We start from the raw sequence: 26,246 nt of genomic DNA, 5'->3' as shown, positions 1-26,246 counted from the left end.
TCGAAAGGCCTCACCAGCCGCCGCGCGTCGGCGTGTGGCCCTCTCTCGCGTCGTCGGGCATGGCCATCTCGGCGCGGACACCGAGCAGACGCACCGCACGATCCGGGTCGATCTTCGTCACGAGCGCCATCGCCTCGGCGACCACGGACTCGCGGTCGTTCGTCGCCGCCACGCGACGCGTGAAAGTCTTCGTCACGAAGGGTGCGTAGCGCACCTTCAGGCCGAGGCCCACGACGGGGCGTTGCTCGGCGACAACGTCATCGAGCACGTGGTCGAGCATGGCGCGCACCGCGTTCGCGATGTCGGCACGGTCGACGAGATCGACCTGGAACGTCGTCTCGCGGCTGTGACCGCGGGCCACCCACGGGGTGTCGTCGACCGTGGTGGCCCCGTCTCCTCGACCGAGCTGCCGGTACCAGAGCCCCATCTTCGGTCCGAACTCGGCGGTCAGCACGTCCGTGTCGGCGTCGGCCAGCTGCGAGACGGTGACGATGCCGTGGGCGGCGAGCCGGCGCGAGACCTTCGAGCCCACACCCCAGAGTTCCCTGGTCGGAAGGTCGCCCATCACCGACGACCAGTTCTCGGCCGTCAGCCGGAAGACGCCGCGCGGTTTTCCGAAGTCGGTCGCGATCTTCGCTCTGACGAGGGTGTCGCCGATCCCGACGCTGCAGTGCAGCAGGGTGCGTTCGAGGACGGCGGCCTGGATCGCTCGTGCGTAGGCCTCCGGATCGGCGGTCTCGATCCCGACGAACGCTTCGTCCCACCCCAGCACCTGCACGGTGGCATCCGGCTGTGCACGCAGCGTCGCCATGACTCTCTCTGATGCGGCGGTGTAGGCGGGAGCGTCGACGGGGAGCAGCACGGCGTCGGGCGCCTTCCGCGCGGCGATCCGCAGCGGCATCCCCGAACCGACGCCGAATGCACGCGCTTCGTACGACGCCGTCGACACGACGGCGCGCTCCGCGGGGTCGCCCCGCCCGCCCACGATCACGGGCTTCCCGGCGAGCTCGGGTCGCCGCAGCACCTCGACGGCGGCGATGAACTGGTCGAGGTCGACGTGCAGCACCCAGGATGCGGCGTCACCACTCATGAGCCCAGTGTGCTCCGCACCGACGACTTCCGCAGTCCGCAGACAACAAGAGCCGCGACCCTGCGGGGATCGCGGCTCTCGTTCGAGCGAGGGTTACGCCGAAGCCTCGGCGCGCTTCGGCAGCACCCAGCCGGGGCGCACGAAGTGGCACGTGTAGCCGTGCGGGATGCGGATGAGGTAGTCCTGATGCTCGGGCTCGGCCTCCCAGAACGGGCCCTCGGGCTCGATGGTGGTGACGGCCTTGTTCGGCCAGAGCCCGGATGCGTCGACGTCGGCGATGGTGTCGCGCGCGACCTGATCCTGCTCGGGGGAGAGCGGGAAGATCGCCGAGCGGTAGCTCGTGCCGACGTCGTTGCCCTGACGGTTCAGGGTCGACGGATCGTGGATCTGGAAGAAGAACGCCAGGATGTCGCGATACGTGGTCTTCGTGGGGTCGAAGACGATCTCCACCGCCTCGGCGTGGCCATCGTGGTTGCGGTATGTGGCGTGGTCGTTCGTGCCGCCGGTGTATCCGACGCGCGTGTCGAGCACTCCGGGCTGGCGGCGGATGAGATCCTCGACGCCCCAGAAGCATCCGCCGGCGAGAACCGCCGTCTCGGTGCCGGGCGTTCGGGTGATGGCTCCGGTGTCGCTGGGTCCGCTGGTCATGATGCGATCTCTCCTTCATTGTCGCTGAGCGTGTCGAAGTGTGTCAGGTAGGCGCCGTAGCCCTGCGCCTCGAGCTCGGCAACGGGCACGAACCGCAGTGCGGCCGAGTTCATGCAGTAGCGCAATCCTCCCGCATCGCGGGGGCCGTCGTCGAAAAGGTGGCCGAGGTGACTGTCGGCGCCGGCCGATCTCACCTCGGTGCGCTTCATCCAGAGGGAGCGGTCGGTCTTCTCGGTCACGACGGACGGATCGATGGGCTGGGTGAAGCTCGGCCATCCCGATCCGCTGTCGAACTTGTCGGTCGACGAGAAGAGCGGCTGACCCGAGACCACATCGACGTAGATGCCGGCTTCGTGATTGTCCCAGTACCGGTTGCGGAACGCGGGCTCGGTGGCGTCCTCCTGCGTGACGCGGTACTCGTTCGGGGTGAGGCGGCTCAGCGCCTCGGGAGTCTTTCGGTAGTCGGTGCTCACGGTTTCCTCCTCGGATCGCACCGCTGGCTGCGGCGTCACTGAAGAGAACGGCGGCCACCCCGGTTTTGGTCCCTCGAACCTGGGAGCGGGGTGTGAGTTCGCCAGGCCCGCGACGACGCAAGATGGTCGCATGGGCGACTCCGGCACGCGGCGAGCGGGCAGCATCCATCTGATCGGCGGCGGACGCGACGCAGGGCGTCTGGCACCGTCGTGCGCCGCATTCGTCGAAGACGCCGCGGAGTGGAGGGCGCCTGGTACGTGGCTCCGGGCGTCACCGTGCGGCGGGTGACGGTGCGGTTCGGGGCGCGTTTCTCGCCGTGGGGCGCGACATTCCGCGCCCCGAGCGGAGAAACCCGCCCCGAAACGGCGCAACGTCAGGCGAAGAGGCCCGCGCCGACGTACGAACCCGGCGCGGCGCCCGGGGGCACGGCCCACAAGCCCGAACCCACGTGACGGATGTACTCGCGCATCGCGTCGGTCGACAGCGCTCGCTGCAGGGTGACGAACTGTTCGGGGCTGCGCTGGAACGACAGGAAGAACAACCCCGCGTCGAGCCTGCCGAGATCGGTGTTGCCGTCGACGAAGTTGTATCCGCGGCGGAGGATGCGGATGCCGCCGTTGTTGTCGGGGTGGGCGAGATGCACGTGACTGGTGCGGTCGATGCGAGGCGCGCCCGCCGCATCCGTCGCCGAGAAGTCGGGCTCGGTGAACTCGTCGCCTCCCGACAGGGGTGCTCCCCGTCCCTTGTCGCGGCCGACGATGCGGTCCTGTTCGCTCAGGCGCACGCGGTCCCACGTCTCGATGATCATGGCGATCTTGCGTGCGACGAGGTACGAGCCGCCCGCCATCCAGGCGGGTTCGTCGGCCGTTCCGACCCACACGTTCTCGTCGAGGGCGGCTGTGTCGTCGGCGAGGATGTTCGCCGTGCCGTCCTTGTAGCCGAAGAGGTTGCGCGGGGTCGCGGCCCCCGTGGTCGTGCGCGAGGTGCGGCCATAGCCGAGCTGCGACCAGCGGATCCGCGCGCGTCCGAACGCGATGCGACTCAGGTTGCGGATCGCGTGCACGGCCACCTGGGGGTCGTCGGCGCACACCTGGATGCAGAGATCGCCGTCGGATGCTGCGGGGTCGAGGTCGTCGCCGAGGAACGGGGGCAGGCGCTCGAGCGCCGCGGGGCGCGCGCCGGCCAGTCCGTACCGGTCGTCGAACAGTGACGGACCGAAGCCGAACGTGACGGTGAGACCGTTCGCGGCGAGTCCCTGCGCCTCCCCGGTGTCGTCCGGTGGTGCCTCGGGGGAGCCCCCGACCGCTCCGGTCGCGCTGACCTCGAGCCCCTGCGACATCCGCGCCGAGGCGTAGCTCCAGTCCTGCAGGAGCGAGATGAGGTCGTCGCGGTCGGTGCGCGCCATCATGTCGAACGAGGCGAAGTGCAGGTGCTCCTGCACGGGGGTGGTGATCCCCGCCTGGTGCGTGCCGTAGAAGTCGTACGCCGTCGTCGCCGGGTCGACCGTGGCCGCCGCGGCCGCGGTGCGCTGCGCCACGACGCCGCCGCCGGCTCCCATCACGAGGCCCGCGGCGCCCGCCCCGAATGCCCACCCGAACAGCCCGCGTCGCGAGACGCCGGCTGCGTGGGCGGGGGGCGGGGCGTCGGTGCCCGTCGTCTCGTCGGATTCGGTGGTCACATCACTCCAGGACGGTCACGGTGAGCTGCGAGAGCGGCTCGGCCAGCGCGTTGATGAGGTCGGTGAACTCGCGCTTATCGGCCTCGGTGAGCTGGCCGTAGCCGACGAAACCGTCGGTGAGCGAACCGTGCGCTGCCAGCGAAGCCTCGAGGTCGGCGTAGCCGGCGTCGATCTCGTCGACGAGGGCGGCACCCTCGTCGCCCTTCGAGGCGGCGAAGTCGGAGACGAGCGAGAACGCCATCTTCGACCCCTCGACGTTCGCGGCGAAGTCGTAGAGGTCGGTTCCCGACCACCAGTCCTCCTCGCCGCTGATCTTGCCCGTCGCGACCTCGTCGAGCAGCGCGATCGCGCCGTTCGAGATGCCCGCGACGCCCTGCGCGTCGAGCGCCGTCTGGAAGTCGGCGGAGTGCACGTAGTCGTACAGCTCCTGCACGTCGGCGATCAGCTGGTCGCCGTACGAGGCGCGTTCCTCGGCCGTCGACGGCGCCCAGCCCTGCCAGGCGGGCGTCTCGCCGTCGGCGTTCAGGGCGTCCTGAGCCGGAACCCAGAGGTCCTTCTCGATGCGGTGGAACCCGGTCCAGTCCAGCCCCTCGGCGACCGCGTCGACCTCGCGGTAGTCGATGCGGGGGTCGAGGTCGCCCAGGGCTTCGGCGACGGGCTCGATGCGCTCGTAGAACGCGCGCACCTGCGGGAACTGCGCCTGCGCGGCCGCATCGTCGCCCGATTCGTAGGCGGCGACGAACGCCTCGACGGCGGGCACGAGCTGGCCGACCTGATCCTTCACGAACGCGGCATAGAGGTCGACGGCCTGCTGCTTCTGCTCGGCGTCGGGTCCGTCGATCGCGACGGCGTCGCCGCTGACGGCGAAGCCGGCCCGGCCGACCCCGTCGCCGATCATGCCGGGCTTGCAGAGCGTGTAGTAGTCGCCGGGCTGCGCGACGACGGTGAGCGTCCGCGACGCGCCCGGCGCGATGTTCTCGACCTCGCCCACGATGCGCAGGCCGTCGTCGGCGAGCAGGTAGAACTCCGTGACCTCGTCACCGCTGTTGGTGACGTCGAACGCGAGGGTTCCGCTCGTCGCGGTCGATCCCGACACTTCGCAACCGTCCGCGGTCGACGTGACGGTGAGGGCATCGGATGCGGCGACGTCGGCCTTCGCGACGCAGCCTGCCAAGACGATGGTCACGACCCCGAGGGCTGCCGCCGCTCCGACGAGACGAGAGGTGTTCATACTGCTCCTTGCTGTGTGGTGGACGCGCCGGCGGCGGGAAAGCCGGTGCCGTGGGAGGAGATCTCTGCGTCGCGGGCGGAGGTCGTCGACGCCGGGGGAGCCGACGTCGCTCGAGACGGACGCCCCATCGCGCCGCGGACGAAGAAGAAGCCGACCACGGCGATGTACACGATCCACGCGATGACCTGCAGCCACGTCATCCGCGGCATGAAGCCGATCGTGGCCTGGAGGATGGCGGCCAGCGGGCCGCCCGGCGGCACGGCGGCGGAGACGTCGAAGGCCCACCCGAAGGGGACGGCCGCCCACCCGGTCGCCACGGCGCCGGTCGCGGCGTCCAGGGGCGCGGCAGCGGTGAAGGGACCGGGAAGGGCGCCGGCCTCCTGCAGGTCGTGGATGGCGTAGGCCAGCACCCCGGCGGCGACGATCACGAGGAACGCGCCCGTCCAGGTGAAGAAGACCCGCAGGTTCAGACGCAGCATCCCCCTGGCCACCGCCCACCCGAGCACGACCGCGCACGCGAGACCGAGGAGGGCCCCGAGGAGCGCATCGGGAGCGTTGCCGAACGACTGCACCATCGACCACAGCAGCAGAGTGGTCTCGATCCCCTCGCGGGCGACCGAGACGAAACCGATCGCGATCAGAGCCCAGACGCTGCCCGCGACGAGCGCGCGCTGAACCCCGCTCTCGAGATCGTTCTTCAGTGTGCGGGCGGTGCGCTGCATCCAGAAGATCATCCAGGTCACCATCGCGACCGCGACGAGGGAGAGGAGTCCGCCGATGAGCTCCTGCGCCTCGAACGTCAGTGAGTAGGCGCCGAAGGTGAGGATCGCGCCGATGCCGAGCGAGAGGGCCACGGCGAGCGCGACACCGGCCCACAGACGGGGGAGCGCGTCGCGGCGGCCTGATCTCGACAGGTAGGCGACGAGGATGCCGACGACGAGGGCCGCCTCGAGGCCTTCGCGCAGGCCGATGAGGAAGGTCGCGAACACGGGCAGACGTCCTTGCGTGGGGAAGGGGAAGGAGGTGCACCCACCGGGTCGACCTCATGAGGTAAGGCTTGCCTCACCGATCCGAAAGAGTACGCCCATCGAGGCCTTCCCGTCCACACGACGCATCGACGTCGAGCGACGTCGCCCCATCGAGCGCCGCGGATCGGCGAGGATCGCGGGGAGAAGGCGCGTCGTCGCGCAACCCCCGGGGAACGCGAAGATTGCGCGTTTACGCTGACCGCACCCGCAATCGAGGAGGACCCGTGCCGCGCACCATCGTCATCACCGGAGCAAGCGACGGCATCGGCGCCGCATCTGCCCGTCAGCTCACCGACGCCGGCGAGCAGGTCGTGGTCGTCGGGCGCAATCCCGAGAAGACGGCCAAAGTCGCCCGTCAGCTGGGGGTTCCCTCGCACGTCGCCGACTACAGCGATCTTTCCCAGGTGCGTGACCTGGCCGCCGTGCTCCTGGACACCTACCCCCGCATCGACGTGCTGGCCAACAACGCCGGGGGCGTCTTCGGCGAGCGCACGGTGACGAAGGACGGGTACGAGCTGACGTTCCAGGTCAATCACCTGGGCGGTTTCCTGCTCACCAACCTGCTGCTCGACCGATTGATCGAGAGCCGGGCGTCGATCGTGCAGACCTCGAGCTTCGCCGCGCGGGGATTCTCCCGCTTCGACATCGACGACCTCCAGGGCGAGAACCGCTTCTCGGCGACGACCGCGTACGGCAACGGCAAGCTGGCGAACGTGCTGTTCACGAAGGAGATCAACCGTCGCTTCGGCGACGACGGGCTCAACGCCGTCGCGTTCCACCCCGGTGCGATCGCGAGCGGATTCGCCGCGGCATCGACGGGTCCGTGGCGGTTCATGTACACCAACCCGCTCGCGGCGCGCCTGCTCACCTCGACCGAGGTCGGCGGGGCCCGCCTGACGTGGCTCGCGCTCGGCAAACCCGGGGTCGACTGGCAACCGGGCCAGTTCTACTCGAACAACCGGCCGTCGAAGACGAGCCGCGTCGCCGACGACCCGCTCATCGCCCAGCGCCTGTGGGACGAGAGCGCCGAGATGGTCGGGCTGTAACCGCGATGGCCGCGACCCCGCGGCAGACGAAACCGTGCGCTCACTGCGGGCGCCCGTTCGCCGACCGCAAGCGGTGGGCCGGGCGCGAGCAGTGGGACGACGTGAAGTACTGCTCACGCGGATGCCGCGCCGCAGCCGCCCGTGAGAGGCGCCGGGCATGAAGGCGGCGCTCATCCTCGGCACGCAGCTGTTCGCGCAGCATCCGGCCTTCGACGATCCCGACATCGACGCGTTCTTCTTCGTGGAGTCGCCCGCACGGTTCGAGAAAATGCCGTACCACCAGCACAAGATCGTGCTGGTGCTCGCGGCGATGCGACACGCTGCTGCGCGACTCGAGGCCGACGGCCGCGCGGTCCACCGCGTCGAGCTCGCCGAGGGGCTGTCGTTCGCGGAGGGGGTCGAGCGGCTCGTGGGCGAGACCGGTGCGGAGGGGCTCGCGTGGATGAGCGCGACCGATCGTGGCGTCGACGAGCGCCTCGGCCGGCTGTGCGCCCGGCTCGGGCTGCGCACCCGCGTCTACCCCGACGACTTGTTCCTCACGCCCGCGGATCTCGTCGACGGATGGTTCGCCGAGCACCCCACCCCCGTCATGGAGGACTTCTACCGGTGGCAGCGTCGCCGCACCGGCGTTCTGATGGACGGGGAGAAGCCCGTGGGGCGTCGCTGGAACTTCGACGCCGACAATCGCGAACCCCTCCCCAAGGGCGGCCTGCCGATCCCCGCGCTGCCGACCCTCGAGCGCGACGCGATCCTCGAGCGCACGATCACCGAGGTCGCCGACCGGTTCGCGGGTCATCCCGGCGATGCGACGCAGTTCTGGCTGCCCGTGACCCCCGACGGGGCGCGTGGCTGGCTCGAGACGTTCGTCGCCGAGCGACTGCAGAATTTCGGCCGCTACGAAGATGCGATGGCGCACGACGAGGCGTTCCTGTTCCATTCCGTGGTCTCACCGATGCTCAACATCGGACTCGTCACGGTGCGGGAGGTGGTGGATGCGGCGCTCGCCGCCGTCGACGACGTGCCGCTGGCCTCGATCGAGGGGTTCGTGCGGCAGGTGGTGGGGTGGCGGGAGTACATGCGCGGGATGTACCGGGCTCACCCGGTGCTGGAGCGGACGAACTTCCTCGGCCAGGAGCGACGGCTCGAAGGCTGGTGGTACACGAACGAGGATGTCCCCGACGACCTGCCCGAACCTGTGCGCACGGTGCTCGGCCGGGTTCACCGGTGGGGATACGCCCACCACATCGAACGGCTCATGGTGCTCGGCAATTGGTTTCTGCTGCAGGGGTACGAGCCGCGCGATGTCACGCGCTGGTTCTCGGCGCTCTTCGTCGACGCGTATGAGTGGGTCATGGTGCCGAACGTGATGGGCATGAGTCAGTACGCCGACGGAGGGCTCGTCGCGACCAAGCCCTACATCTCGGGCGGTGCCTATCTGCAGCGCATGGGCTCGTGGTGGTCGTCGGGCCGGGAGGCGAAGGAATCGGCCTTCACCGACGCATACTGGCGCTTCCTCGACGATCACGAAGACCAGCTGACCGGAAACCACCGCCTCGCCCGGCCGCTCGCCCAGATGCGTTCGCGCCGCGAGGCCGCCGAGTAGTCCGGGCGTCGAGAGCGCGTGGCATCCGTTCCCGGGGAGTCACGCCACGCGGCGGTACAGAACCTCGGGGCGGCCGCGCGCGCCGAAGCGGTGCGAGACGGCGGCCTGACCGGTGTCTGCGAGATAGCCGAGGTAGCGGCGTACCGTCGCGCGAGAGGCGCCCGACGCGTCGGCGATCGCCTGCACGGTGGCGGGTGTCGTCGGGTGCAGCGCCGCGAGGATCGTCTGCAGCGTGGAGTCGGCGAGGCCTTTCGGCAGCGCGGTCGGGGTCGATGGCACTGCGGGAGCGGCGCGCGGTTCGACGAGCCGGTCGATCTCGCCCTGGGCGAGCCCGATCGGCGTCTCGGCCGGGCGCTTGCCGCGCTCGGCGCGATACTCGGTGAGCCGGGCGACGAACGCCTCCTTGGTGAACGGCTTCACGAGATACCCCACGACGTGGGCCGCCAGGGCCTGGCGCACGGTGAACCCGTCGCGCGCCGAGCTGATCACCATGACGTCCACACCCCACTCGCGCACCAACCGCAGCCGGTGCAGCACCTCGATGCCGCTGAAATCGGGCAGGTTCATGTCGAGCAGCACGAGATCGATGCTCGTGTCCGCAGCCAGCCGCGCCCCGTCGGTGCCGGTGCGGACGGCCGCGACGAGCTCGAACCCCTCGACGTCGCGCAGATACGCCGAATGCAGGCGCAGTACGGCCGGGTCGTCGTCGACGAGCAGCGTACGGATGCGGGTGCCGTTCACCGCACGAGCCCTCGGGCCGGGATCGGCATCTCGACCGTGAAGCGCGCCCCGCCCCACGGGGAGCGCCCGACCGTGATGGTGCCGCCGCGCCCGGCGACCGCGCGACGGACGAGGTCGAGCCCGACCCCGCGCGCGTCGGGGCCGCCCTTCGACGAGACGCCGCGCTCGAAGATGCGGTCGACCAGGTCGGCCGCGATGCCCGGGCCGTCATCGGCCACGTCGACGTGCACCCCGGTCGGGTCGGCGACGACGAGCACGCGAACGGTCTGCCCGCCCGCCTCGATCGCGTTGCGACAGAGGTTGCCGACCACGAGCAGGTCGGCGTCGTCGAGCAGCCCCGGCTCGACGGTCGTCAGCGGATCGACCTCCAGGCGCCCGCCGCGCGCGTGGAACTCGGACGCGAGGGCATCCAGCAGGGTGCGCAGGGCGGGGTCGCCGACGGCCGCGGCCGCGGCCGTGCCGGTCGTCAGCGGCACCAGCCGATCGACGTAGTCGAGCGCGGCCTCCGCTTCGCCCTCGGCGACCAGGCCGCGGATCACGTGCAGACGGGTGCGGAACTCGTGCGTCTGGTCGCGCAGCGCCTCAGCGATCCGCCGCTGGGTCTCGGCATCGCGGGCGCGGTCTTCGAGACGGCGGATGCTGCGGCGCAGCACTCCGGTCAGCAGCGCGCTGACGAAGCATCCGATCACCACCGATCCGAGCACCCAGGGGAGGAGCCCTCCGACCGCGGCGCTCAGGTCGCTCGCGATGCTGCTCTCGAGGATGCCGACCGACGCCGCGCCCACGATCTCGTCGCCGTCGGAGACCGGCACCTTCGCGCGCAGCGTCGACCCGATCGTGCCCGTCTCGGTGCCCACGAAGGTCTCGCCGTCGAGCACGGCCGACGGGTCGGTCGAGACTCGCAGACCCCGCTGATCGGGGGTCGGGTGGGTGAGCCGGATGCCCGCCGCGTCGGTGATGACCACGTAGTCGACGCCCGAGGCCTCCTGCAGGATGTCGGCGAGCGGCTGCAGCTCGGCCATGGCCGAGGCGGTGTCGCCCTGCACGGCGGTACGCACCTGGTCGAGGTCGGCGAGGCTGCGCGAGACGTCGAGCACGCGCTCGGTGGTGGCGACGCGGATGCTGCGGTCCTGCACCGCGAGGGCGACCAGAGTGGTGACGGCCACGCAGGCGAGCACGACCACGCACTGCATGACGAGGATCGCGAGCGTGCGGGTCTTCGTGCTCGCACCCGGCGTGTTCGAGGTCATCGTCGACTCCTCTGCGGCGTGAGCATCAATGAGCGCAAATCCAGCCGAACGCGACGCGACACCCACGCGATGCCAGTCTACTCGGGCGGTCTGCAGCAACGACGACGCAGACCCGGGAGGTGGATATGCGTCGACGCATCATCGGAACGATCGTGGGTGTCCTCGCCGGAGCGCTCTTCCTCGGCGCGGCCGTGCACGCGAGCGTCACCGGAGGAGGCTCCGCCAGCCCACGCACGAAGATCACCCTCGTCGCGCCCGCCGCACCCGGCGGCGGATGGGACGCTTTCGCCCGCGAGGGGCAGCAGGTCATGCGCACCGAGGGCATCGCCGGGGGAGTGCAGGTCGTGAACATCCCCGGCGCGTCCGGCACGATCGGCCTCGGCCAGGTCGCCGAGATGGGTGACCGGCACGACATCATGCTCGTCACCGGCGGAGTCATGGTCGGCGGAACGATCATCAACAACTCCCAGGTCACGCTGGAAGACGTCACCCCGATCGCCCGGCTCGCCGACGACTTCAACGTGCTCGTGGTGCCGGCCGACTCGCCGTTCCAGACGCTCGACGACTTCGCCGCGGCGCTCGCCGCCGACCCGGGCGGCACGGCCATCGCCGGTGGTTCGCTCGGCGGCATCGACCACCTCCTCGCGGGGCTCCTCGCGCAGGCCGTCGGAGCGAACCCGGCCTCCGTGAACTACCTCGCCTACCCCGGCGGCGGCGAGGTCGTGACCTCGGTTCTCTCGCACACGGCCGCGGCGGGCCTGTCGGGGTACAACGAGTTCCGCGACCAAATCGAGTCGGGCAGCATGCGGGCCCTCGGCACCTCCGCCCCCGAGCCCGTGGAGGGCATCGACCTGCCGACCTTCCGCGAGGGCGGGCTCGACGTGTCGATGTCGAACTGGCGCGGGTACATCGCCCCGCCCGGGATCGACGACGAGACCCGCGAGGAGCTGATCGCCATGGTCACGGAGCTCCGCGACACGGAGGCGTGGGCCGAGGTGCTCGACCGCAACGGCTGGGTCGACAGCTTCATGACCGGAGACGAGTTCGGCGCGTTCATCGCCGATGAGACCCGCCGCACCGAGCAGATCGTCGAGGAGCTGGGACTATGACGACCAACGATTCACATCCGATGACCACGGGAACCATCCGTGTCCAGCGCATGCCCCGCTGGTTCACGGGCCGCAGCGAGCTGTTCGTCGTCGCCGGCGTGCTCGTGCTCGCGACGTGGATGCTCATCGGCACCGTCACGATGCAGGTGCCCGACGGCGCCGCCTTCCCCGGGCCGCAGTTCTTTCCGACACTCGTGTGCTTGTTCCTCTACGCGGTGGCCATCGCCCTGGCGATCGAGGTGCTGCGCACCCCGCAGCGCCAGCACGTGGGGGATGACCCGGTGGAGATATCCGACGAGATGCTCCGCGACCTCGGCGCGATCGACGCGACGAGCGAGATCCGCGTCGTCTCTCCCGAGGACTACGCGGCGAAGCCGACGGATGCTGCGGCGAGCGCAGCATCCGGATCCGACCACAAGACGGTGCTGATCACGATCGCCGGCTTCGCGGGCTTCATCGTGATCCTGCCGTTCATCGGCTGGCTCATCTCGGCGGCGGCGCTCTTCTGGGTCATCGCCTGGGCGTTCGGCAGCAAGCGACCGCTGATGGACATCGCCATCGCCGTCATCATCTCGTCGGTCGTGCAGCTGGCGTTCGGGGCGGGCCTGGGCCTGTCGCTCCCCGCCGGCTTCCTGGGAGGGATTCTCTGATGGATCAGCTCGGACACCTCATGGAGGGGTTCTCGGTCGCCTTCACGCCGCAGAACCTGCTCTTCCTCGTCATCGGCGCCGTGCTCGGCACGGCCGTGGGCGTTCTCCCGGGCCTCGGTTCGGCCATGGCCGTCGCCCTGCTGCTGCCGGTCACGTTCAGCCTCGACCCGACCGGCGCGTTCATCATGTTCGCGAGCATCTACTTCGGAGGGCTGTTCGGCGACTCGACCTCGGGCATCCTGCTCAACACCCCGGGCAACTCCTCGGCGATAGCCACGACCTTCGAAGGTCATCGGATGGCCAAGGACGGCCGAGCGGCCAAGGCTCTCGGAACGTCGGCGATCGGTGCGTTCATCGGCGGCACCATCGCCTGCATCCTGGTGGTCTTCTTCGCCCCCGCGATCGTGCAGCTCGCGACGATCTTCGGTCCGGCCGAGTACTTCGCGCTCGCCGTGTTCGCCTTCGTCGCCATCTCGGCCGTCGTCGCCGACTCGATCGTGCGCGGACTCGTCTCGCTCGGCCTCGGCTTCGCCCTCGCCCTCGTCGGCATCGACGGCATGACGGGCACCGAGCGGTTCACCGCAGGCAGCCCGGTGCTCTTCGACGGCATCTCGATCATCGTCATCACGGTGGGCCTCCTCGCCCTCGGCGAGGTGCTGCACGTCGGCTCGTACATCCGGAGATCGGGCGGCCCCGGCGCGGTCGTCGCGCCGAAGGGCTCGCCGATGCTGAACGCCCGAGAGTGGCGTCAGGCGCTGCCGGCGTTCCTCCGCGGCACCGCGTTCGGCGTGCCGTTCGGTGCGATCCCGGTGGGCGGCTCTGAGGTTCCGACGTTCCTGGCGTACGGCACCGAGAAGCGACTCGCCAAGCGTCGCAACGACCCCGACTTCGGCACGCGCGGTGCGATCCAGGGCGTGGCCGGTCCTGAGGCCGCAGGCAACGCGACCGCGGGCTCCGCGATGGGCGCGTTGCTCGGCCTCGGCATCCCCACGTCGGCGACGGCGGCCATGATGATCGCCGCGTTCCAGCAGTACGGCATGCAGCCCGGCCCGCTGCTCTTCGAGCGCAGCGGCGACCTGGTCTGGCCGCTGCTGGCGAGCCTCTTCCTGGGGCTCATAATCCTGCTGATCATCAACCTGCCCTTCGCCGCGGTGTGGGCGAAGCTGCTGCTGATCCCGCGTCACTACCTCTACGCGGGCATCTCGGTCGTCGCGATGCTCGGCATCTACGCCATCGCGTCGCGCACCGTCGATCTCTGGATGGCGCTGGGGATCGGCGTGGTCGGACTGATCATGCGACGTTTCGCGCTTCCGCTCGCGCCGGTGCTGATCGCCGCGATCCTCGGCCCGCTGGCCGAGACGCAGCTGCGCCGCGCGCTGGCTGTGTCAGAGGGCGACCCGACGATCCTCGTCTCTTCGCCCATCACGGTGGTGTTGTATCTGCTGCTCGCGGTGGTTGTCGGGGTCAGCGTGCTGCAGCACACCCGCCACACCGTCAAGCGCCGCAAGACCGACAAGGCCGACGCGCTCGTTTCCTGAGCCGCGCAGAACAGGCAGTTCGTGCCGCATCCGGATGGATGATGCGGCACGAACTGCCGTGTGCACGTCGACGTCTCAGGCGGTCCACTCCCAGGTGGCGAAGACCGACTGCGCGAGGGCGGTGCGGTCGGCCTCGGCGACGTCGTCGTTGAAGGTGAAGGTCACGACGTAGGTCCGGCCGGCGTTGGTGGGGTAGTACTGGTCGACGCGGAACTCGCTGCCGCTCGAGGCGAGGAGCGCGGTGAGGTGCGACGACTCGACCCCCGCGACCGTCACCCGCTCGAGCACCTGCACGTCGGTGGCTCCGCCGGTCTCGAGCTCCTGCACGCCGATGGTCTCGACCTGCTCGTTCGTGACCTCGCCGGCGGGGCTGAGGACGACGTTGATGTTGTCGGCGAAGCCGTCGGTGTCGGTCACATCGGCCACGGCCGTGTCGACGCCGTCGGGCACGGCCTGTCCGTCGGGGATGCCCCAGCCCTCGGGAGCGATGAAGCTGTAGCCGTCACCGGTGATCCGGTCGCCGGTGGTGGCTTCGGCCGACTCGGACGGTGCAGTCGTGCTCGAGGCGGCGGGGGTGTCGGTGCCGATCGTCGCGGGCGAACACCCGGCGAGGGCGAGCGCGAGCACGACGGAGGCGGTGGCGAGGGCGGGGATACGGCGCATGCCCTTCACCGTACGCGGGTGCGGGGTGGCATCGACCGCCTTTACATCCGTGCGCGGCGGAGTCACGCGGAAGCGATGGCTCCGTGGTCGGGAAGTGCGGACGCGAGCTGCGTCCGCCACCACGGCGTCTCGATGAACCCGCGCTTGAGGAAGACGAGCTCCATGCTCGACGTCCACCCCTGCACGCCGTCGAGGTGGGCGAGGGAGTCGGTGATGAAGGCGTAGAGCTCGGCGGTCGACGGTGAGATCACCTCGCACACGAGTGCGTTCTGATCGAGGAGCACGGCCAGGTATCGCACGAAGGGGTAGGCGCTGAGCTCGCGTGCGACGTCGTCGAGACGGTCAGGGCGCACCGTGACGGTCATGAAGGTCTCCGCCGCCATCCCGAGGGCCGCGGAGGGAACGAGGGCGAGCATGTCGACGCAGTGAGTGCTGCGCATCCGTTCGAAGCGACGCCGCACGCTCGACTCGTTCATGCCGAGCCGTTCGGCGATGCTCTGGAACGTCTCTCGTCCGTCGGCGCGCAGCGCCGCGAGGATGGCGCGATCGGCGCCGTCGAAGTGCTCGGGCGCGCACGGTGCGTGCGTCGGCGGCGCCTCGTCCTCGGCAGCATCGGGCGGCCCGAGCATCTCCCCGTACAGCTGACGACCCCAGTCGAAGCTGACTTTGTAGACATGGAGGATGAGGTCGCTGCGCCAGCGCTCGACACCGTCGATCAGTTGCAGCTCCGCGACGTGATGCGGGTACCGGGTGGCGCCGCCACGCACGATGACCTCCGCCATGATGTCGTAGCTGCCCGTGACGACCGTGCAGAACCTGACCTCTTTGTTCTGGGCCAGTGTCTCGGCGACCCGCATCTGCATCCCCGGGGCGGTGTTGATGCGCACGAAGAACGAGTCGAACGGTCCGTCGGCGCCGAGGGCGGGCACGGCCGCGACGCGTACGACGCCGTCGGCGATCAGCTGCTGTCCCCGTCGCGAGACCGTCGTCACCGGGCCGCCAACCGCTTCGGCGATGGCCCGCCAGCTGGCGCGCCCGTCACGTTGCAGCGCGACGATGATGCGCTTGTCGAGGTCGGTCAGGCGGTCCAGAGCGCCGGAGATCACGGGTTCGCTGACGCCGTCGGAGGGACGACCCGATGTAGGAACGAGCGGACGGTCCGTGTCCATTCCTCTGCCTCCTCGATCTGGGGCGAGTGGCCCGACTTCTCGAAGACGACGAGATGCGAGTCGGGGATGAGCTCTGCGATGGTCTCACTGCACGATACCGGCGTGATCCAGTCGGTGCGTCCGACCGTGATGAGCGTCGGCGCCGTCACTCCGGGCAGCCGCGGCTTGAGGTCGTAGTTCTTCAGGTTGACCGAGAAGGCGTAGTTGTGCGCCTCGAAACGGTAGGGCGTGGCCTGCACCTTCCGTTCGGTGGCCTCGGGGTCGTAGACGAAGTCGTAGAGCGGCAGGATCTCCCGCCAGCAGTCCTTGAGGTCGTCGTTGTCGCGAACCCGGCCTTCGTCGATGCGGTCGAACTTCTCCATGTCGATGTCGACGCGGTCGCTGGCGATCGCGTTCTCGCGCGCCAGGTGGGCGTTGCCGTTGTCGGCCGACGTGTCGCGCAGCACGACCGCGCTCACCCGGTCGGGGTAGCGGATGGCGTACTCCATCGCCATGAAACCGCCGTACGAGCCGCCCGCCATGATGACCGTCTCCGCACCCGCCCACTCGCGCAGCCCGTCGAGGTCGGCGGCCCACTGCTCGTGGCTGAAGACGCCCGCCCCCTCGCTCTCCCCGCTGCCGCGTGCGTCGAACACCACGACGCGATACTCGTCGGCGAGTCGGCCGAAGCTGGCGCGGGGCTCGGCGCGCGATCCGAGCCCGGGTGCGCCGTGGTGCGTCAGGATGACGGGGGCGTCCTCCGGGCCGAGCACTTCGACGGCGAGCTCGTTGCCGTTGATCACCACGCGTTGCGCGCGTGTGGTCGCTGCTGCGAACTCGGGGGAGACGGCGTTCTCGGTCATGGTCGTCCTTTCGACGGGTGGATGCTGCGCGGGGAGCCGGCGACGATCAGAGGGGGATGACGCAGTCCTCGAGCGAGCGCGGGAACGACGTGAGGGGCTCGGAACCGGTCTCGGTGACGAGCATGCTGTCGCTGATCCGATACCCCGCGTGTCCGGGGATGTAGATTCCCGGTTCGTTGGAGACGATCATGCCGGGTCGGAGGACGGTCGGATCGCCGTCTTCCAGCCACGGCGGCTCGTGCATGCCGAGCCCGATACCGTGCCCCTGCCGGTGCCGGAGGTACGACCCGAGTCCGGCGTCGCGGATCACGTCGAGGCAGCGCGCGTTGCTGTCGCAGCAGCGGATGCCCGGGGCGATCGCGCGGCCGCCCTCGGCCTGTGCGTCGCGGATCGTGTCGTGGTAGCGCCGCTGGTCGGACGTCGGCTCGCCCAGCACGAACGTGCGCTCGCCCTCGACGAAGCGCCCGCCGACGGCCGCGCCCAGCGACAGCATGAAGGTGTCCCCGTCGCGGAGTCGGTACGAGGAGGGCAGGCCGTGCGGGATGGCCGAGTTCGCTCCGGCGTAGACCAGGCCGCCCGCGAGGAAGGAGATGACGACGACGTCGGCGTGCTCCTGATACATCTCGCCGACCCCCACGCGTCCGACGTGGGCTGCGAGGTCGGCTTCGGAGGGGAACGGTGCGCCCGAAACGATCGCATCGCGCACGAGGTCGGCCCCCGCCTGGAGCATGAGATCGGTGATCCGCGCCGCCTCCCGGTGGAGTGCGACCTCCTCGGGCAGCTTGATGAAGCGGGCGGTCGTCACCATCTCGCTCGGCACCCACTCGACGTCATCGAAGGCGGAGCGCAGGAGCGCGAGGCGATGGTGGGTGATCTGCGTGGTGACCGCGATCCTCCGTGCCGGCGCCGCCGCTCGTGAGAGCGGTGCGAAGGGGCTCTCGAGGCCGGGGTACTCCGCGAACGTGACGATCTCGGCGTGCGCGCGCTGCTCCTCGGCGTGCTGGCGTTCGAGCTCGGGCACGAGCAGCACGACCCGACCGGTCCACTCGAGTAGAACGGCCACCGGGCGCTCGCCGGGGTGGTGGAAGAATCCGGTCAGGTACGACACATCCTCCGGATGGTCGGTGATGAGGGCGTCGACCTTCTCAGCGGCGAGCATGGCCAGCATCCGCTCCTGGATGCGGTCGTACACCTCCGCACCGAGGCGCTGCGAGAAGGGAGTGGACGGATCAGCGCTCATGATTGCGGGGGTTCCTCGCGTCGTTGTAGCCGATTGAGAGCAGCGTCGCCGACAGCACCAGCGCGAGGATCGCCAGCGACGGGAACAGCGTCAACCACCACGCGCTCACCATCGCGCCCGACTGCTGCGCTTCGAAGAGGATGCGACCCCACGACCACGTCGTGGGGTCTCCCAGGCCGAGGAACGCCAGTCCCGCGGCGGAGAGCACCGCCCGCGATGCCGTGACGACGACCGACACCACGATGACCGGTGTGACGGCGGGGATGATGTGGCGCCCGACGATCCAGATGTGGTTGCGCGTCATCAGGCGGGCGGCGTCGATGTAGGGGAGCTTGACGACGGCGAGAGCCTGCGAGCGGACCAGGCGCGTGACCTCGGGCCACGAGAAGGCCGCGACGACGAGGATGATCGTCCACGTGCTGGGCCCGGCGAGCGCGGCGACGAGGATCATGAGCGGCAGAACAGGCAGCGACAGGGTGAGATCGACGACGACGCTGACGACGGTGTCGAGCCGGGGCACGTAGGCGCCGGCGACGGCCACGAGCGTGCCGATCATGATGGCGATCGCCGACGCCGCCACGGCCACGAGGACCGACTGCTGGGTGCCCCAGATCACCTCGGCGAACACGTCGCGGCCGAGCGCGTCGGTGCCGAACCAGTGCGCCGCGCTGGGGGGACTCAGAACCTCGGTGCCGTAGCTGGCGGGGTACGGGGAGAGGAGAGGCGCCAGGACGCTGACGAGCACGAGGATCGTCAGGATCACGAGCGAGACGATGCCGAGGGGCTGTCGCCGGAACGCGCGCCACGTCGCCCGACTCGCGCGGTCGCCGCGTTCTCCGGCGGGCTCGACGAGCGGGGTGGTGAGTTCTGTGGTGGTCAGCGGGGCGGTCATGATGCGGTCTTCACTCTCGGGTCGAGGAATCCGTAGGCGATGTCGGTGAGCATGTTGGCGATCACGACGGTGAGAGCCAGCAGGAGGAACGCTCCCTGGAGAACGGGGAAATCGAGCTGGGTGACGGCCTCGTAGATTCCCCGGCCGATTCCGGGGTAGGCGAAGACCGTCTCGGTGAGCACGGCGCCGCCGACGACGAAACCGAGCTGCAGGCAGATCAACGTGATGGCGGGGAGCATCGCGTTGCGCAACGCGTGTTTCCAGAGGATGCGGCGCGGGGGGATGCCGTTCGCCTTCGCCAGCGTCACGTAGTCGTCGCCGAGTGCGTCGATGAGGGTGGCCCGCATCGTCAGCGCGAACGACCCGAGCTGGATGAGCGCGAGTGACACGGTGGGCAGCACGAGGTGCTGGAGCACCGACCCGTACCACTCCATGCCGTAGACCCCCTCGCTGTAGGCGCCGCCGATCGGGAACCAGCGGAACATCAGACCGAAGACCAGCAGGAGGAGGATCCCGACGCTCGGGACGAAGAGCGATTGACCCGTCACGCCGAGCACCTGCACGAGCCGGTCGAGGAACCGGTTCTTGTGCGACGCCGCGAGCACGCCGAGCGGGATGCCGATGACGATGGTGAGCACGAGCGCTGAGATCGTCAGCAGCAGCGTCCACGGCAGCCGCTGCAGGAGCACGTCGACCACCGGCACCGACTGGGTGAACGACGTGCCGAGGTTTCCCTGCAGCAGCTGCCCCAGGTAGAGGACGTACTGCACGGGGAGGGGCTGATCGAGCCCGTACTGCGTGAGCAGGGCCGCCCGCGCTTCCTCGGTCATGTTCGTGCTCGCCACTGCCAGCGCCGGGTCACCGGGCAGCAGTCGCAGGAGCAGGAAGGTCACGGTCACGGCGAACAGGATCGTGAGGGCTCCCCGCCCGAGGCGGCGGAGGACGAACAGAGCGATGGACACGCGGGCGGCCCTTCCGGATTACTCGGCGACCCGGAAGGCGCTGGCCACCGAGACGGGGTTGACGATCGACAGCAGCTCGCTGGGCTTGGAGATGAAGCCGTCCCACTCGGAGCTGTACGCCACATAGAGGTTCTGTGTGTACATGACGTTGTCGTAGACCTGCTCGTGGACGATCGTCGCGGCCTCCTGCATGAGCGAGATCTTCTTCGCCTCGTCGAAGGTCTGGGAGGCTTCGGCGATCAGTGCGTTCAGCTCGGCGTCATCGTTGTAGGTGTAGTTGATGGCACCGCCGGGCAGGTACGACAGGCTGAAGTTCGTCACCGGGTCGTCCATGATGGCGAAGTTGCCGGCGTAGATGTCGTAGTCGCCGTCGTTCGTCTGCGACAGATAGGTGTTCCGCTCCGAGCCCTGCAGCTCGATACGGATGCCGGCCTGCGCTGCGCCGTCCTTCACCAGCTGCGCCCACTGGCTCGTCACCGGATCCTGCAGCGAATAGATGAGGCGGAACGAGACGGGGTACATGCCGTCGGCGTCGGCCGTGTAACCGGCGTCCTCCATCAGCTGCCGCGACTGGTCGGGGTCGAAGGCGTACTCGGTGATCGAATCGTCGTAGTACTTCGACAGCACGGGCATCAACGGGCTCGACCCGGTCGAGACGGCCTGTCCCTGCAGCACCACGCTGCGGATCGCCTCGTAGTCGGCGGCATGCGCGAGCGCCTGGCGCACCTCGACCTTGGCGAGGTCGGGGTTCTGCATGTTGTAGGTCATGTGGGCGTAGCCCAGACCGGTGACTTCGGCCACCTCGATGCCGTCGGTGTTCTGCAGCTGCTGCACCTGCGCGGGCGGCAGCGAGTTGGCGATGACGTCGACCTCGCCGCTCTGCAGCGCGAGGATCTCGGTGTTCACGTCGGGGTAGACCCGGTAGACCACCTTCGCGGCGACGGGCGTGCCGCCCTCGACGAGGGGGTAGTCGTCCACCCGTTCCATCGTGTAGCTCTGACCCGCCTGCACGTTGGTCAGGAGGTAGGGGCCGGCACTGACCCAGCCGTCGCTGCCGTCGTTCGCGAACTCGGCGACCGAGCCTGCGGGCTCGAAGACGTGCTGCGGTACGACGTTTCCCCAGAAGCCGATCTCCTCGACGATCGACGAGTCGGGCTGCGTCAGCTCGATCTCGACCCGCGTGTCCGACACCGCGGTGGCCGAGGAGAAGTTCGTCATCTGTCCGTAGAAGGTGCCGGAGGGCTGATCCTGTTTGACCGCGTTCATCGTGTAGGCGACGTCCTCCGCCGTCAGCGGTTCGCCGTCGCTCCACGTCATGTCGTCGCGGATCTCGTAGTACCCGGTGGTGTCGTCGACGTAGCCCCACTCGGTGGCGAGCTGCGCCTCTTTCGCGCCGTCGTCCCCGATGGAGAGCAGGTGCGGGTACATGAGGTTCGTGACCCAGTAGTCGCTGCGACTGTTGCCGATCAGCGGGTTGTAGTTCACGACGTCGGTGGTGGTGGCGATGGTGAGGGTGTCATTCCCCGCCTCGCTCGCCCCTCCCGATGGTGATTCCGGAGCCTGCGGCGCGCAGGCGCTCAGGGCGAGCGCGGCAACGGCGAGCAGGCCCGCCCCCGCCAGTGTTTTGTGTCGCATCAGAACCAGACCTCCTCGAGTACGCGCATCGTGTTGCCACCGACGACGGCGCGGATTTCGTCGTCGGAGTATCCGTGCTTGACCAGCCAGCCGATGATGTTGCCCATCGCTTCGGCGGGGTTCTCGACGCCGTCGACGTAGGGCACCTCTTCGAAATCGACCTGGCCGTGGGCCTGGCCGAGAGAGAGCTGCGCCGCGAAGGCGTGGTGGAGCCCGACGTGATCGCCGAAGAGGGTGTCGGGTCCGAAGCTCACGTGCTCGATCCCGACGAGGTCGACGCAGTACTGGAAGTGGTCCATCACCGACTCCAGCGAGTGGTGGGGATGCGCCGGCGACAGGGTGGTGTGGGGAGCGGCCTCGATGCCGATCACCCCGCCGCGCTTCGCGCACTCGATGATCGTCTCGTCGGTCTTCATGCGGTTGGTGGGCCAGAGGCCCCGCGCGCCGGCATGGGTGATGAAGACCGGCTTGGTCGAGGCTTTGATGACGTCGACGCAGGTGCGGTCGCCCGAGTGCGAGATGTCGATCGCGATGCCCAGCTTATTCATGCGGGCCACGGCCTTCTCGCCGAAGTAGGTCAGACCGCCGTCGCCGCGCTCCTTCAGCCCGCCGCCGAGGTAGTTCGCCTCGGAATAGGCGATCCCCATCTGCCGCACGCCGAAGCCGTACAGGACGTCGAGACGGTCGACCTCGTTCTCGATCGGAGTGGCCGCCTCCAGCGCGAAGATGTGAGCGATGCGACCCGTGTCCTTCGCCAACTGGATGTCTTTCAGGGACTCGCCCTTGATGACGTAGTCCTGGTGGGCGAGATCAGCCATGCGCACGCCGAGGTCGAAAAGGACGTCCTGGTACTTCCAGCCGGCGTCGCTGGAGATGCAGCAGGTGCCGTCCATCCCGTTGTCGAACACCGCCGTCAGGCCGGAGCGCGCGAGGCCCTCGTAGCCCGTGGGTTCCCTCCCCGCGCGGATGTGGTCGCGCAGGTCTTCCATGTTCTCGGGGAACACCTGCACGTGCTCGTGCAGAGAGATCACCGTCTCCTCGGCGAGGAGCTTCTTCGCGCGGGCCGACTGCTCATCGGTGAGCTGCAGCCCGGCGTACTCGGGCACGCGGCCGATCTGGGCGGCGTAGGTGAACTCTCGATAGTCCACCCCTGCTTCGAGATAGTCGTAGGCCCGGTATCCCGTGTACCGCTCAGCTGGTTCGAGCACGTGTGTCTCCATTCACTCGGCAAGTCAGGGCGCTCGGTCTCGAGGATCGGCGCCGTCGGCATGACTTTGCCGTTCATCCGGCGCATCTGTCAATCAAAACGATGAAATCCGGCACAGAGTTTTCATGTTTGAAACAATCCGGCACCGCAGGGGGTGCATGATGAAGCGATGAGGAACGAGACGATCACGGGGCGCACGGTTCTGTCGGTGCGAGGACTCGACATCGGATTCCGCAGCGCCGGTGAATACGTACCCGCCGTCAGCGGTCTCGATCTCGACGTGCGCGGGGGCGAGCTCGTCGCCCTTCTGGGCGAGTCGGGGTCGGGAAAGACGGTCACCGCGCGCGCCATCATGGGCATCCAGGACGAGGCGGCCGTCGTGCGCGCCGACGAGATGCGTCTCGGTGACACCGATCTGCTCTCCCTCGACGAACAACGGCGGCGCCGGCTCCGCGGCGACGCGATGAGCATGGTGCTGCAGGACGCACTGTCATCGCTCAACCCCGTGCTGTCGATCGGCGATCAGATCGGCGAGATCTTCCGCGTGCACCGGGGGATGCGGCGTTCCGCGGCCAAGGCGCGCGCGGTGGAGCTTCTGGACCTCGTCGGTATTCCGTCGCCGAAGACACGCGTCGACGATTACCCCCACCAGTTCTCCGGCGGCATGCGCCAACGCATCCTCATCGCGATGGCCATCGCCCTCGAACCCGCTCTGCTGATCGCCGACGAGCCGACGACGGCTCTCGACGTTACGGTGCAGGCGCAGATCCTCCGTCTTCTGCACGATCTGCGCGGGCGTCTCGATATGGGCGTGCTCCTGATCACCCACGACATCGGCGTCGTCACCGAGGTCGCCGACCGCCTGGTCGTGATGCATCGGGGCAAGGTCGTGGAGTCCGGTGATACCGACCAGATCTTCGAGGCACCGCGAGACTCCTACACCCGCACCCTGCTCGGGTCGGCGCCGCGCCCCGAACCGGCGCGCGTTCTCGCGCCCACGGCCGGTATCGAGCGCTCCGACCCGCCGCTCTCCCTCGAGGTGACCGGTCTCACCCGCACGTTCTCGTCCGGCTCGGCGCTCTCGCGTCACCATGTCAGAGCGGTGGACGGAGTCGATCTCATCCTCCGCCGCGGAGAGACCCTCGGCATCGTCGGGGAGTCTGGATCGGGCAAATCGACCCTCGCGCGCATGATCGTCGGCCTCGAGAGCGCCGATGCCGGCACCGTGCTCTACCAGGGGCGCGACGTGACCCGCCGCACCCGAGGGCGTCGTCCGGGGGCGCAGGCCGGCGTGCAGATGGTCTTCCAGGATCCTTACACTTCGCTCGACCCGCGGATGCGGGTGCGCGACGTGATCGCCGAGCCGCACACCGTGGCCGGGGTGGGTACCGCGAGCTCGCGGCGAGCCCGCGTCGCCGAGCTGCTCGACCTCGTGGGCCTCTCGCCCGAGATGATGAACAGGTTCCCTCATCAGTTCTCCGGCGGTCAGCGACAGCGGATCGGCATCGCACGGTCCCTGATGCGTGACCCGGACGTGCTCGTGTGCGACGAACCGGTTTCGGCGCTCGACGTGACCATCCAGGCCCAGGTCGTCGACCTCCTCGTCGACCTGCAAGATCGCTTGGGGCTCAGCATCCTGTTCATTTCGCACGACTTGTCGGTCGTACGAAACCTGGCCCACCGAGTGCTGGTGATGTATCGGGGCGAGGCCGTGGAGACCGGCGACGTGGAGCAGATCTTCGAGCGGCCCGCGCATGCCTACACACGCGAGCTGCTCAGCTCGATTCCGCCTCTCACCCGGGCGGACAGGGGACGACTCACGAGCGCCGCCCCCGCGGGACGCTGAATCGTCGCTAGCGTAGGGGTGTGAGCGCACCTGTCGACCCCACGTCCACGTCTGCCTGGAGCCAGCTGACCGCGGCCCGCGACACCTTCGAGCCCGATCTACGCGGATGGTTCGCGAACGACCCGGGTCGGGTGGAGCGCCTGACCCACACGGTCGGCGACCTCCACGTCGACCTCTCGAAGAACCTGGTGACCGACGAGATCCTCGCGGCCCTCGTGAAGCTCGCCGAGGAGACCGGCGTCGCCGAGCGATATGCGGCGATGCTCGCCGGCGACCACCTCAACACCAGCGAAGACCGCGCAGTGCTGCACACCGCCCTCCGCCGGCCGGGGGCGACCAGCCCCGAGCTCGTCGTCGACGGACAGCACGTCGACGCCGACGTGCACGAGGTGCTCGACAACCTGTCGGCCTTCGCCGAGCGCGTGCGGTCGGGTGAGTGGCGCGGGATCACCGGCAAGAAGGTCACCCATGTCGTCAACATCGGCATCGGCGGGTCCGACCTCGGACCGGTCATGGTCTACGAGGCTCTGAAGCCGTACGCCGACGCCGGCATCGAGGCGCTGTTCGTGTCGAACATCGACCCGACCGACGTCGCGCAGAAGACGGCCGGCCTCGACCCCGAGACGACGCTGTTCATCGTCGCGTCGAAGACCTTCACGACGCTGGAGACCCTCACGAACGCGCGCCTGGGCCGCGAATGGCTGTGGTCGGGACTGACCGAGTCCGGCGCGATCGACGGCTCCGAAGCATCCCGGACGGATGCTGTCGCCCACCACTTCGTCGCGGTGTCGACCGCGCTCGACAAGGTCGCCGCGTTCGGCATCGACACGGCCAACGCGTTCGGGTTCTGGGACTGGGTGGGCGGTCGTTACTCCGTCGACTCGGCCATCGGGCTGTCGCTGGCGGTCACCCTCGGCCCCGACCGCTTCCGCGAGCTGCTCGCCGGGTTCCACACGGTCGACGAGCACGTCGCGCACACCCCGCTGGCGCAGAACGTGCCTGTTCTCATGGGCCTGCTCAACGTCTGGTACAACAACTTCCTCGGGGCCCAGTCGCACGCGGTGCTGCCCTACGCTCAGCAGTTGCACCGCTTCCCGGCCTACCTGCAGCAGCTCACGATGGAGTCCAACGGCAAGTCGGTGCGCTGGGACGGCACGCCCGTCGTCACCGACACCGGCGAGATCTTCTGGGGAGAGCCCGGTACGAACGGTCAGCACGCGTTCTATCAGCTGATCCACCAGGGCACCCGCCTCATCCCGGCCGACTTCATCGCGTTCGCGAACCCCGCCTACCCGCTCGAAGACGGCGGCCGTGACGTGCACGGGCTGTTCCTGGCGAACTTCCTCGCGCAGACGAAGGCCCTCGCCTTCGGCAAGACGGCCGAGGAGGTCGAGGCCGAAGGCACCACCGGAGCACTCGTCGCCGCTCGCACGTTCCCCGGCAACCGCCCCACGACGTCGATCTTCGCGCCGTCGCTGACCCCGTCGGTTCTCGGGCAGCTCATCGCGCTGTACGAGCACATCACCTTCACACAGGGCACCATCTGGGGCATCAACTCGTTCGACCAGTGGGGGGTCGAGCTCGGCAAGCAGCTCGCCCTGCAGATCGCCCCGGCGATCGAGGGCGACGAAGACGCGCTCGAGGCGCAGGATGCGTCGACGAAGGCGCTCCTGGCGTACTACCGGGCACAGCGCCCCTGACGAG

The 26,246-nt window shown here is 69.1% G+C and carries 24 protein-coding genes; 8 read left to right on the top strand and 16 right to left on the bottom strand.

Annotation, left to right across the window (positions count from 1 at the left end):
• Positions 1-10 precede the first annotated feature (10 nt).
• The 6 genes from ABTU82_RS13205 to efeU form a co-directional block, all read right to left on the bottom strand.
• On the bottom strand, positions 11-1,090 hold the full coding sequence (locus tag ABTU82_RS13205; RefSeq protein WP_407173797.1) for a DNA polymerase IV: 1,080 nt from the start codon (positions 1,088-1,090) through the stop codon (positions 11-13).
• A gap of 93 nt (positions 1,091-1,183) precedes the next feature.
• On the bottom strand, positions 1,184-1,738 hold the full coding sequence (gene msrA, locus ABTU82_RS13200) for a peptide-methionine (S)-S-oxide reductase MsrA (RefSeq protein ID WP_116648475.1): 555 nt from the start codon (positions 1,736-1,738) through the stop codon (positions 1,184-1,186).
• Complete coding sequence (gene msrB, locus ABTU82_RS13195) at positions 1,735-2,211, bottom strand: peptide-methionine (R)-S-oxide reductase MsrB (protein WP_116648476.1); 477 nt, start codon at positions 2,209-2,211, stop codon at positions 1,735-1,737. The genes msrA and msrB overlap by 4 nt, the downstream gene beginning before the upstream one ends.
• Before the next feature lie 374 nt (positions 2,212-2,585).
• On the bottom strand, positions 2,586-3,890 hold the full coding sequence (efeB, locus tag ABTU82_RS13190; protein ID WP_407173796.1) for an iron uptake transporter deferrochelatase/peroxidase subunit: 1,305 nt from the start codon (positions 3,888-3,890) through the stop codon (positions 2,586-2,588).
• 1 nt (position 3,891) lies between these two features.
• Entirely contained in the window at positions 3,892-5,121 is a 1,230-nt protein-coding gene (efeO, locus tag ABTU82_RS13185) for an iron uptake system protein EfeO (protein WP_116648478.1), read from the bottom strand.
• Positions 5,118-6,110, bottom strand: coding sequence for an iron uptake transporter permease EfeU (gene efeU / locus ABTU82_RS13180; RefSeq protein WP_407173795.1), 993 nt, complete (start codon positions 6,108-6,110; stop codon positions 5,118-5,120). The genes efeO and efeU overlap by 4 nt, the downstream gene beginning before the upstream one ends.
• Before the next feature lie 263 nt (positions 6,111-6,373).
• Here efeU and ABTU82_RS13175 point away from each other — a divergent pair, with 263 nt between their 5' ends.
• Genes ABTU82_RS13175 through ABTU82_RS13165 form a run of 3 tightly spaced genes read left to right on the top strand, consistent with a single transcriptional unit; the run spans position 6,374 to position 8,798 of the window.
• Positions 6,374-7,195, top strand: a complete 822-nt coding sequence (locus tag ABTU82_RS13175) for an SDR family NAD(P)-dependent oxidoreductase (RefSeq protein ID WP_407173794.1) — start codon at positions 6,374-6,376, stop codon at positions 7,193-7,195.
• 5 nt (positions 7,196-7,200) lie between these two features.
• On the top strand, positions 7,201-7,356 hold the full coding sequence (locus tag ABTU82_RS13170; protein ID WP_116648481.1) for a DUF2256 domain-containing protein: 156 nt from the start codon (positions 7,201-7,203) through the stop codon (positions 7,354-7,356).
• A complete protein-coding gene (locus ABTU82_RS13165) occupies positions 7,353-8,798 on the top strand; it encodes a cryptochrome/photolyase family protein (RefSeq protein ID WP_407173793.1) in 1,446 nt (481 codons plus the stop codon). The genes ABTU82_RS13170 and ABTU82_RS13165 overlap by 4 nt, the downstream gene beginning before the upstream one ends.
• Before the next feature lie 39 nt (positions 8,799-8,837).
• Here the strand turns inward: ABTU82_RS13165 and ABTU82_RS13160 are convergent, their stop codons facing one another.
• Entirely contained in the window at positions 8,838-9,539 is a 702-nt protein-coding gene (locus tag ABTU82_RS13160) for a response regulator (protein ID WP_407173792.1), read from the bottom strand.
• Complete coding sequence (locus tag ABTU82_RS13155) at positions 9,536-10,789, bottom strand: sensor histidine kinase (protein WP_407173791.1); 1,254 nt, start codon at positions 10,787-10,789, stop codon at positions 9,536-9,538. The genes ABTU82_RS13160 and ABTU82_RS13155 overlap by 4 nt, the downstream gene beginning before the upstream one ends.
• Positions 10,790-10,914: 125 nt before the next feature.
• Here ABTU82_RS13155 and ABTU82_RS13150 point away from each other — a divergent pair, with 125 nt between their 5' ends.
• Genes ABTU82_RS13150 through ABTU82_RS13140 form a run of 3 tightly spaced genes read left to right on the top strand, consistent with a single transcriptional unit; the run spans position 10,915 to position 14,086 of the window.
• Positions 10,915-11,898, top strand: a complete 984-nt coding sequence (locus ABTU82_RS13150) for a Bug family tripartite tricarboxylate transporter substrate binding protein (protein ID WP_407173790.1) — start codon at positions 10,915-10,917, stop codon at positions 11,896-11,898.
• 20 nt (positions 11,899-11,918) lie between these two features.
• The gene (locus tag ABTU82_RS13145; RefSeq protein WP_407173789.1) at positions 11,919-12,548 is read left to right on the top strand and encodes a tripartite tricarboxylate transporter TctB family protein; all 630 of its coding nucleotides are present in this window, start codon (positions 11,919-11,921) and stop codon (positions 12,546-12,548) included.
• Positions 12,548-14,086, top strand: coding sequence for a tripartite tricarboxylate transporter permease (locus ABTU82_RS13140; RefSeq protein ID WP_407173788.1), 1,539 nt, complete (start codon positions 12,548-12,550; stop codon positions 14,084-14,086). Before ABTU82_RS13145 ends, ABTU82_RS13140 begins: the two co-directional genes overlap by 1 nt.
• Before the next feature lie 75 nt (positions 14,087-14,161).
• On the opposite strand, the gene ABTU82_RS13135 is transcribed toward ABTU82_RS13140, so the two are convergent.
• The 8 genes from ABTU82_RS13135 to ABTU82_RS13100 form a co-directional block, all read right to left on the bottom strand.
• Entirely contained in the window at positions 14,162-14,749 is a 588-nt protein-coding gene (locus tag ABTU82_RS13135; RefSeq protein ID WP_407173787.1) for a hypothetical protein, read from the bottom strand.
• Positions 14,750-14,811: 62 nt separating this feature from the next.
• Positions 14,812-15,918: an Lrp/AsnC family transcriptional regulator gene (locus ABTU82_RS13130; protein ID WP_116648489.1), complete on the bottom strand. Its 1,107-nt coding sequence runs from the start codon at positions 15,916-15,918 to the stop codon at positions 14,812-14,814.
• Positions 15,852-16,760, bottom strand: a complete 909-nt coding sequence (locus ABTU82_RS13125; protein ID WP_116648490.1) for an alpha/beta fold hydrolase — start codon at positions 16,758-16,760, stop codon at positions 15,852-15,854. Before ABTU82_RS13125 ends, ABTU82_RS13130 begins: the two co-directional genes overlap by 67 nt.
• Before the next feature lie 46 nt (positions 16,761-16,806).
• Positions 16,807-18,000 (bottom strand): M24 family metallopeptidase, encoded by a 1,194-nt coding sequence (locus ABTU82_RS13120; protein ID WP_407173786.1) that lies wholly within the window; start codon positions 17,998-18,000, stop codon positions 16,807-16,809.
• Positions 17,990-18,892 (bottom strand): ABC transporter permease, encoded by a 903-nt coding sequence (locus ABTU82_RS13115; RefSeq protein WP_407173785.1) that lies wholly within the window; start codon positions 18,890-18,892, stop codon positions 17,990-17,992. The genes ABTU82_RS13120 and ABTU82_RS13115 overlap by 11 nt, the downstream gene beginning before the upstream one ends.
• Positions 18,889-19,854 carry an ABC transporter permease gene (locus tag ABTU82_RS13110; protein WP_407173784.1) on the bottom strand — a complete coding sequence of 322 codons (966 nt, stop codon included), beginning with the start codon at positions 19,852-19,854 and terminating at the stop codon, positions 18,889-18,891. The genes ABTU82_RS13115 and ABTU82_RS13110 overlap by 4 nt, the downstream gene beginning before the upstream one ends.
• 18 nt (positions 19,855-19,872) lie before the next feature.
• On the bottom strand, positions 19,873-21,489 hold the full coding sequence (locus ABTU82_RS13105; RefSeq protein ID WP_407173783.1) for an ABC transporter substrate-binding protein: 1,617 nt from the start codon (positions 21,487-21,489) through the stop codon (positions 19,873-19,875).
• Positions 21,489-22,697 carry a dipeptidase gene (locus tag ABTU82_RS13100; RefSeq protein ID WP_407173782.1) on the bottom strand — a complete coding sequence of 403 codons (1,209 nt, stop codon included), beginning with the start codon at positions 22,695-22,697 and terminating at the stop codon, positions 21,489-21,491. The genes ABTU82_RS13105 and ABTU82_RS13100 overlap by 1 nt, the downstream gene beginning before the upstream one ends.
• Positions 22,698-22,865: 168 nt before the next feature.
• Here ABTU82_RS13100 and ABTU82_RS13095 point away from each other — a divergent pair, with 168 nt between their 5' ends.
• Positions 22,866-24,542, top strand: coding sequence for an ABC transporter ATP-binding protein (locus tag ABTU82_RS13095; RefSeq protein WP_407173781.1), 1,677 nt, complete (start codon positions 22,866-22,868; stop codon positions 24,540-24,542).
• 20 nt (positions 24,543-24,562) lie between these two features.
• On the top strand, positions 24,563-26,242 hold the full coding sequence (gene pgi, locus ABTU82_RS13090) for a glucose-6-phosphate isomerase (protein ID WP_407173780.1): 1,680 nt from the start codon (positions 24,563-24,565) through the stop codon (positions 26,240-26,242).
• Positions 26,243-26,246 lie beyond the last annotated feature (4 nt).

It is taken from the genome of Microbacterium deferens (assembly GCF_045517775.1).
In the GTDB taxonomy this organism is placed as follows: Bacteria; Actinomycetota; Actinomycetes; order Actinomycetales; family Microbacteriaceae; genus Microbacterium.
This window is presented reverse-complemented; position numbering and strand designations above follow the sequence as displayed.

Coding starts and splice junctions, on each gene's coding strand:
- ABTU82_RS13205 (WP_407173797.1), bottom strand. CDS start 1,090: ATGAGTGGTGACGCCGCATCCTGGGTGCTGCACGTCGACCTCGACCAG.
- msrA (WP_116648475.1), bottom strand. CDS start 1,738: ATGACCAGCGGACCCAGCGACACCGGAGCCATCACCCGAACGCCCGGC.
- efeO (WP_116648478.1), bottom strand. CDS start 5,121: ATGAACACCTCTCGTCTCGTCGGAGCGGCGGCAGCCCTCGGGGTCGTG.
- ABTU82_RS13170 (WP_116648481.1), top strand. CDS start 7,201: ATGGCCGCGACCCCGCGGCAGACGAAACCGTGCGCTCACTGCGGGCGC.
- ABTU82_RS13165 (WP_407173793.1), top strand. CDS start 7,353: ATGAAGGCGGCGCTCATCCTCGGCACGCAGCTGTTCGCGCAGCATCCG.
- ABTU82_RS13155 (WP_407173791.1), bottom strand. CDS start 10,789: ATGACCTCGAACACGCCGGGTGCGAGCACGAAGACCCGCACGCTCGCG.
- ABTU82_RS13150 (WP_407173790.1), top strand. CDS start 10,915: ATGCGTCGACGCATCATCGGAACGATCGTGGGTGTCCTCGCCGGAGCG.
- ABTU82_RS13145 (WP_407173789.1), top strand. CDS start 11,919: ATGACCACGGGAACCATCCGTGTCCAGCGCATGCCCCGCTGGTTCACG.
- ABTU82_RS13140 (WP_407173788.1), top strand. CDS start 12,548: ATGGATCAGCTCGGACACCTCATGGAGGGGTTCTCGGTCGCCTTCACG.
- ABTU82_RS13135 (WP_407173787.1), bottom strand. CDS start 14,749: ATGCGCCGTATCCCCGCCCTCGCCACCGCCTCCGTCGTGCTCGCGCTC.
- ABTU82_RS13130 (WP_116648489.1), bottom strand. CDS start 15,918: ATGGACACGGACCGTCCGCTCGTTCCTACATCGGGTCGTCCCTCCGAC.
- ABTU82_RS13125 (WP_116648490.1), bottom strand. CDS start 16,760: ATGACCGAGAACGCCGTCTCCCCCGAGTTCGCAGCAGCGACCACACGC.
- ABTU82_RS13120 (WP_407173786.1), bottom strand. CDS start 18,000: ATGAGCGCTGATCCGTCCACTCCCTTCTCGCAGCGCCTCGGTGCGGAG.
- ABTU82_RS13115 (WP_407173785.1), bottom strand. CDS start 18,892: ATGACCGCCCCGCTGACCACCACAGAACTCACCACCCCGCTCGTCGAG.
- ABTU82_RS13105 (WP_407173783.1), bottom strand. CDS start 21,489: ATGCGACACAAAACACTGGCGGGGGCGGGCCTGCTCGCCGTTGCCGCG.
- ABTU82_RS13095 (WP_407173781.1), top strand. CDS start 22,866: ATGAGGAACGAGACGATCACGGGGCGCACGGTTCTGTCGGTGCGAGGA.